The following is a 2,225-nucleotide window of genomic DNA, read 5'->3' on the forward strand; positions in this document are numbered from 1 at the left end:
CCTTAGTAGAAGCGTTGCGCGCGTTGCTGATGTTAAGAGGAATCCGGCAGCGCACAACGATCGATCGCAGTGAGCCTTCAGAGGTACCCGAATTTAGAATCATCGAACTCGCTCGTCGGCATCGTGATTTTCCACTGTACCGAGCTCCACAAATCATGATCAACGCCGCATCGCAAAGTTTGCCGGTGTTGATGTTGTCAGCATTTTTTGGTCCGTCCGCTGCAGGATTCTACATGCTCAGCAAAATGGTGATGGGTATGCCGACTACTTTGGTTGGTATGGCTGTTAGTGATGTTTTTTATGCGCGAATTACGGAAGCGGCTCATAATAGTGAAAGTCTTTCTAAACACATTTTGCGAGCTACAGGCGTATTAGCTTTAATTGGCGTAATTCCGTTTTCTATTGTGGTATTTGTGGGTCCTTGGATATTTAGTTTAGTGTTTGGTGCTGAATGGAGCGTGGCGGGAGAATATGCTCGATGGTTGGCTTTCTTCTTCTTTTTTAATTTAGTTAATAAGCCAAGTAATGCTGCAGTGCCTATTTTAGGGATACAGCGTGGCTTGCTTTTTTATGAGGTTTTAAGTACCGGTGGAAAAGTTGCTGGTTTTTTTCTCGGATTCTATTGGCTAAATAGTGATATCTGGGCAGTCGCAATATTTTCTATCATTGGCATTGTCGCTTATAGCGGGGTGATGCTTTGGATTTACTTTTGTGCGGTTAGGTGGGACCGAGATGCAAGCAGAAATTGATAAGTCGTACTGTGAAATGACGTGGTAAGCGTATAGCCCTCCGATTCTAAATTAGCTATAGGGGTTAACCCCCTAGTTCAAGTAATAAGTGCAGTACAATAAGGAGAAGCCTCATGTCCAAAATTTTATACGCCTGTAGTCGAAATTCTGGTTTCAGCGCTGGTACCAAAGAAAAGCTAAATGACATTTGTAATCAGCTTGTTCCTGACAATATCGATGTCCCGAAACCTCACGTAGTACGTGTCGAAGATGATTTGGCATATGCTGTGTGCATGGATAGTGGTGCTCTTCAAGAGTCTCAGATGAGCCTGCTTTTAGGGTTTCTGTATGAAAAAAACAAAGTGAGTTGGGATAAACCAAGAGCATGCTATCCAGATGGTAATTATGCCTTGTTTAGAGTTGATGAGGCCGAGCTTGAAGTAATAAGCGATTGTGTTGGGACTAGAACGATCTGGTATTATAATGATGAAGAGGTCTTTGTTGCATCTACGTCACAACGCGCAATAGTCATGTTTCTTGGCACATTTGAATTTGATGAAAAAGTGATTCCGTGGATGTTGTCGACAGGCTCGTTGGGTCCACAGCTTTCTTGGGATAAAAGGATCAAACGCTTGCAGGTCGATAGTTCTTTATTCCTTGACAAGAAATCATGGCTTACCTCTATCACCCAGAGACCTATTAATTTTTCCGTGGTTAATCGTAAGAGGGAAGATCATGGGAAAGTATTGACTGGTGCGATCAGTAAAACTATGGAATCTCTTGAGGGGATTGACTTTGAGCGATGGGTGCTACCGCTGTCCGGGGGGTATGATAGTCGAGGAATTTTATTATTTATAAAAAACACCATAGGGGCTCTACATAATCTTCAGGCTATAACGTGGGGCTTAGAAAAATCGCAGTATGAAACAGACAATGATGCTTATGTGGCTAAGGAGCTAGCTCACTCCGTGGGAGTTCAGCATAAATATTACCATACAGATATTTCTCCCGAGCCACTCGAGGTGGTTTTCGATCGCTTCCTTTTTTGCAGTGAAGGTCGTGTTGATCATATTGCTGGGTACATGGATGGTATGGATATCTGGAAGCAGCTTCATGACGAGGGAGTAGACGGGACCATTAGAGGAGATGAAAGTTTTGGAGAGCTGCCTGCTTCATCAGAATTAAATGTCAGAAATTTAGTTGGTCTTGGATTGTGTTACGACTACAAGAACTTATCAAGATTTACTGATGATTTTGCGCTTTTCCATCAAGAGATTCCAGTTGAATTGCATAAAAGAGAGGGGGAGACGCTTTATGCATGGCGGGATAGAGTCCACCAAGAGTATCGCATGCCAACCGTTTTTGCTGCATTGTCAGATATAAAGTTTTCGTATTTGGAGGAGATTAACCCCTTGCTTTCCAGATCAATTCTGGGTGTTGTTAGAAGCTTGCCTGATGACCTCAGGGAAGACAAGTTTTTGTTTAAGAGTGTAGTTG

At 42.9% G+C, this 2,225-nt stretch carries 2 protein-coding genes; both read left to right on the forward strand.

Features of this window, described 5'->3' with window-relative positions:
• Positions 1-749, forward strand: a 749-nt coding sequence (locus OP496_RS17260) for an oligosaccharide flippase family protein (protein WP_280565079.1), incomplete at its 5' end; no start/stop codon positions are given.
• 113 nt (positions 750-862) lie between these two features.
• Positions 863-2,225 (forward strand): hypothetical protein (locus tag OP496_RS17265; protein WP_280565081.1); only part of this gene is annotated, 1,363 nt, incomplete at its 3' end.

The organism is Chromohalobacter sp. 48-RD10 (genome assembly GCF_029889785.1).
Lineage (GTDB): Bacteria > Pseudomonadota > Gammaproteobacteria > Pseudomonadales > Halomonadaceae > Chromohalobacter.